The organism is Streptomyces sp. NPDC059371 (assembly GCF_042751995.1).
Taxonomy (GTDB): Bacteria; Actinomycetota; Actinomycetes; order Streptomycetales; family Streptomycetaceae; genus Streptomyces.
In genome coordinates, this window is record NZ_JBHYXD010000014.1 from 119,736 (window position 1) to 125,024 (window position 5,289).

Genomic DNA, 5,289 nt, shown 5'->3' on the forward strand with positions numbered 1-5,289 from the left:
CCCCACCCCCTTGCTCCCGGTGGGTGTCTTTCCCCCCTCTCCGGGGCGGTCGGGGGGGGGGGGGGGGGGGGGGGGGGGGGGGGGGGCGCCGGCCCCCCCCCCCCCCCCCACGGGTCGTACGGCTTACTTCATCGCGTAGAGCTTGCAGAGCGCGATGCAGGTGTTGCCGCTGTCGTACGTGACGTTGCCGACCTTGGAGCCGTGCATCCAGTTACGGATGGAGTGGTAGTCCGGGACCACCGCGGCGAGCTCCATGATCTGGCGGTCGACCGCACCCCAGGCCTTGTTCGCGGCCTCGACGTCCGTGATCTTGGCGGCGGCGTCGATGGCCTTGTTGACGCTCGCGTCGTTCAGCTGCGCGTAGTTGCTGCGGCCGTCGCCGATGTTCTTGCCGCTCCAGCAGGGGTAGAAGACGGAGTAGCCGTTCGGCCAGTCCGGGCTCCAGCCCGCGGCGAAGAGGTCGAAGTCGTTGTCGATCTTGCCGATCTGGGTGTAGAAGGTCGACTTGTCGACCTGCTTGTTGACGACCTGGAAGCCGGCGGCCTCCAGAGCGTTCTTGATGGCGACGGCGGACTTGACCGCGTTCTCGGAGGACTGGTAGGCGATGACCAGCTTCTGGCCGACCTTGCCGGCTTCCTTGAGGAGCGCCTTGGCCTTGGCCGGGTCGCCGCCGGGCTTCGTCGTCACCCCGTACAGGTCGAACTTCGCGTAACCCGGCGTCACGGGCGAGAGGATCGTGCTGGCGAGCTCGCTGGTGGAGGCGCCACCGCGGATCGTCTGGAGCTGCTGGTGCGGCCAGGCCCAGTTGATGGCCTGACGGACCTTGACGTCCGTGATGCGGGTCGTGTTGATCGGCCAGTAATACGTGACCGTGTCGACCTCGGTGAGGACGCGCTGCTTCAGCTTGGCGTTGGTGAGCACCTGGGCGATGCGCTCGGGTGCGACCTCGTTGAAGATCGACATCGCGTACTGGTCATTGCCCGAGTCCGCGACGTAGCGGTCGGTGGAGGCCAGCAGCTCGAAGCCGAACTGGAAGACGTACTTGTCCGGGTAGTTGTTGCGGATCGCGTCCGTCGCCGGGTCCCAGTGCTCGTTGCGCACGTAGGTGAGCGACTTGCCGACGCTGCGGCTGTCGATCTTGTACGGGCCGCAGGAGAAGGGGCGCTTGTCGTACTTCTCCTTGGTGTCCTTCTTCTTGTTCACCAGGGAGTAGCCGCGCATGGCGAGCGTGAAGTTGAAGTCGGCACGGGCCTCGTTCAGGTGGAACGTGATGGTCTTGCCGTCGACCTCGATGGAGGCGAGCTTCTTGCCCTCGTAGGGGCCCTTGTACTTGTCGCCGCCGACCAGCCACTGCTGGACGTAGCGGGGACCTTCGGTGACGAAGGAGGCGAAGAGGCGCTCGAAGGTGTGGCGGAGGTCGTCGGAGGAGATCTCCGAGCCGTCCTCCCACTTCAGACCGTCCTTCAGGGTGAAGGTCCAGGTCTTGCCGCCGTCCTTCGTGGTGCCGGCGTCGGTGGCCGCGTCGCCGATGAGCGTGGCGCCGCCCTTGTCGTCGATCTTGTAGCCGGTCAGGCCGCGCAGGATCGGGACCGTGATGGCGCCCTCGGTGGAGACGTAGATCTGCGCCGGGTCCAGGTGGTCCATGTCGAACTGGTCGAGGGAGTAGATCGTCCCGCCCTTGACCGCTCCCTTGACCTCCGGCGCCGGGCCGGTGGAGTCGGCCTTGGTGCCGACCGGGATCTCCTGGGTCTTGGAGCCGCTGACCGAAGGAGCCTTGCGGTTCGACTTGTTGTCGCTGCCGCTGCCGCCACAGGCGGTCAGCACGGACGACGACGCCGCAACCACGCCGGTGGCGATCAGGAAGTTTCTACGTGAGAACGACATGGATGATCCTGCCTTAAAGGGACGATCGGGACAGATGGTCAGGCCGCACGACACTGAATCGGCCGGGTGGAGCAGGTGGCTACCGCTTGGACTTCGGGTCGAGCGCGTCGCGCACCGAATCGCCGAGCAGGTTGAAGGCGAGGACGAAGATCACCATGGACAGGCCCGGGAAGAGCATGAAGGTGAGGTCCTCGGTGTAGAACTGGGCGCCGCGCTGGATCATGACGCCCCAGTCCGGGGTCGGGTCGATGATGCCGACGCCGAGGAAGGCCAGACCGGCTTCCGCGGTCACGTACGCCGGGAGCATGAGCGTGGACTGGATGATGATCGGAGTCCACAGGTTGGGCAGCAGTTCCTTGAACACGATGCGGCGGGACGACGCACCGGTGACCTTGGCCGCCTCGATGTACTCGCGCTCGCGCAGTCCGAGGACCTGGCCGCGCAGCAGTCGGGCGATCGAGGCCCAGCCGAAGCCGGAGAGGACAAGGATCAGGGACGCGGCCCGCAGGGACGTGGGGATGTTCTCGTCGGGGGCGACGAACAGCCCGTACACCACCGGCATGAAGGCGATGAAGAAGAGCGTCGAGGGGAACGACAGCAGGATGTCGATGACACGGCCGACGAAGTAGTCGGTCCTGCCGCCCAGGTAGCCGGCCGTGACGCCGACGATCACGCCGATGACGGTGGTCAGCAGGGTCGCGGCGACCGCGATGCCCAGTGACGTCCTGATGCCGTAGAGCAGGAAGGTGAAGACGTCCCGGCCCAGCTGGGGCTCGATGCCGAACCAGAACTCCGAGCTCATCCCGCCGTTGGGGCCTGACGGGTAGGCGAAGCCGTCGAGGAGTTCCGGGCGCTGGCTGGCGTAGGTCGTGTACGGGTTCTTCCCGTACAGCTTGGCTATGAGCGGCGCGCCGATCGCGATGACGAAGAAGAACACCACGATGTACGCGGAGACGACACCGGTGCGGTCGCGCTTGAAGCGCGTCCAGGCGAGTCGTCCGGGGGAGCGACTTTCCGAGCCCTTGGGGGTGGAAGACGGGGCCGGGGTCTTGCCGGTCTCGTCGGTCACCTCAAGTGGGGCGGCCGCGGATGGAGTAGGGGGGGTCATGATGCTCCAGGCCCGAGGGGGTCAAGGGCTCCGCAGGGCGCTCCCTACGGGCTACGCCGGACTTTTTCAACGCAATTCATGCAAGGTCAATAAAATCTCGGTCGCCTTGGTCTTGTCTTTACTTTCTTTACCTCTGTTTGACCTCAGCGTAACTACGCGTGTAGCGCACTGTGGCCGTTCTGTGTCCGGATTCGGACTAACAGGGCGAAACGGGCAATGAGTTCGTTATCCGGACGCCGGAGTCTCGGAATGCGTACATCTCGTGCACTGGAATCAACAGTTCCGCATCGAACGGTGGAGATCTGTTGCGCGGACGGTCAAGATCGTCTGCGCGGACGGTCAAGATCATTTGACGGGGTGTCCGGAGTGCCTCCTTCCGGATGGATCGCCACTCGGAAGGGTGGGGTAAATGTGCGATCTGCCCTATATAGGAAGATATTGGGCCGTAAAGGCACACCGCACCGGAGCCGGACGTCCCAGCCCGACCCCGGCGCCGGCGGCACAGCGCACTCTCGAGGAGGCACTCCATGCGTGGAGCCACGCACGCCAAATGGGCCGCATGCGCGGCGGCGGTAGTCCTGGCGGCGTCCGCCTGCGGAGGCGGAGGCGGAGGGGGTGGCAGCGGCAGCGGCTCCGGCACCGTCAGCGCCTCCTGGGGCGACCCGCAGAACCCGCTGGAGCCGTCCAACACCAACGAGGTGCAGGGCGGCAAGGTCCTCGACATGATCTTCCGCGGGCTGAAGCGGTACAACGCCAAGACCGGCGCCGCCGAGGACATGCTCGCCCAGAAGATCGAGACCTCGGACTCGCAGAACTTCACGATCACGGTCAAGGACGGCTGGAAGTTCAGCAATGGCGAGGCCGTCACCGCCCAGTCCTTCGTCGACGCCTGGAACTACGGCGCCAGCCTGAAGAACAACCAGAAGAACGCGTACTTCTTCGGATACATCGAGGGCTACGACAAGGCGCACCCCGAAACGGGCAAGCAGAGCGCCGACACCCTGTCCGGGCTCAAGGTGACCGGCACGAACACGTTCACCGTCAAGCTCACCCAGAAGTTCTCGACGTTCCCGGACACCCTCGGCTACGCGGCCTTCTCGCCGCTGCCCAAGTCGTTCTTCAGCGACCACGCCGCCTGGGTCGCGAAGCCCATCGGCAACGGCCCGTACACCATCAACAGCTACGCCAAGGGCTCCCAGATGTCCCTGACGAAGTGGGACGGCTACCCCGGTGACGACAAGGCGAAGAACGACGGTGTGACCCTCAAGGTCTACACGGACAACAACACCGCCTACAACGACCTCCTGGCCGGAAACCTCGACCTCGTCGACGACGTGCCCGCCGCCCAGCTCAAGAACGCCAAGAGCGACCTGAACGGCCGGTACATCAACACCCCGGCCGGCATCATCCAGACGCTCGCCTTCCCGTTCTACGACCCGAAGTGGAACACCAGCGGCGCCACCAAGGTCCGGCAGGGACTGTCCATGGCGATCAACCGCCAGCAGATCACCGACACCATCTTCCAGAAGACGCGCACGCCCGCGAGCGACTGGACCTCACCGGTGCTCGGCGAGAAGGGCGGCTTCCAGGAAGGCCTGTGCGGCAAGTACTGCGACTACAACCCGTCCGAGGCCAAGAAGATGGTCCAGGAGGGCGGCGGTCTGCCCGGCGGCCAGGTCAAGATCACGTACAACGCGGACACCGGCTCCCACAAGGAATGGATCGACGCCGTCTGCAACTCGATCAACAACGCCCTCGGCAACGACAAGGCCTGCGTCGGCAACCCGGTCGGCACCTTCGCCGACTTCCGCAACCAGATCGGGCAGCACAAGATGCCCGGTCCGTTCCGGGCCGGCTGGCAGATGGACTACCCGCTGATCCAGAACTTCCTGCAGCCGCTGTACTACACGAACGCCTCCTCCAACGACGGCCAGTGGTCCAACAAGCAGTTCGACAGCCTGGTCAACCAGGCGAACGCGGAGACCGACACCAGCAAGGCCATCAAGCTCTTCCAGCAGGCCGAAGGCGTCGTACGGGACAACATGGCCGCCATCCCGCTCTGGTACCAGAACGGCAGCGCCGGCTACTCGGACAAGGTCTCGAACGTGGCCCTGAACCAGTTCAGCGTGCCCGTCTACAACGAGATCACCGTCAACTGAGCCGCCACGGCGGGGCCCCCCCCCCCGGCCCCCCCCCCCCCCCCCCCCGCCCCCCTGGGGCGGGTCGGCCAACCGCGGCCGCGGCCGATGTTGCCCGGGGGGCAGCGGGCCCCCCCCCGGGGGGTTTAACAAACAGAG

3 protein-coding genes are annotated in these 5,289 nt (G+C 65.7%); 1 reads left to right on the top strand and 2 read right to left on the bottom strand.

The annotated features are described in order from the left end of the window. Nucleotides 1–123: 123 nt before the first annotated feature. On the bottom strand, nt 124–1,884 hold the full coding sequence (locus ACFXGX_RS11360; RefSeq protein ID WP_384788180.1) for an ABC transporter substrate-binding protein: 1,761 nt from the start codon (nt 1,882–1,884) through the stop codon (nt 124–126). A gap of 79 nt (nt 1,885–1,963) precedes the next feature. Then, nucleotides 1,964–2,992, bottom strand: coding sequence for an ABC transporter permease (locus tag ACFXGX_RS11365; RefSeq protein WP_384788183.1), 1,029 nt, complete (start codon nt 2,990–2,992; stop codon nt 1,964–1,966). A 527-nt stretch (nt 2,993–3,519) separates the two neighbouring features. Here ACFXGX_RS11365 and ACFXGX_RS11370 point away from each other — a divergent pair. Further along, a complete protein-coding gene (locus ACFXGX_RS11370) occupies nt 3,520–5,151 on the top strand; it encodes an ABC transporter substrate-binding protein (protein ID WP_384788186.1) in 1,632 nt (543 codons plus the stop codon). The last annotated feature ends 138 nt before the right edge of the window (nt 5,152–5,289 follow it).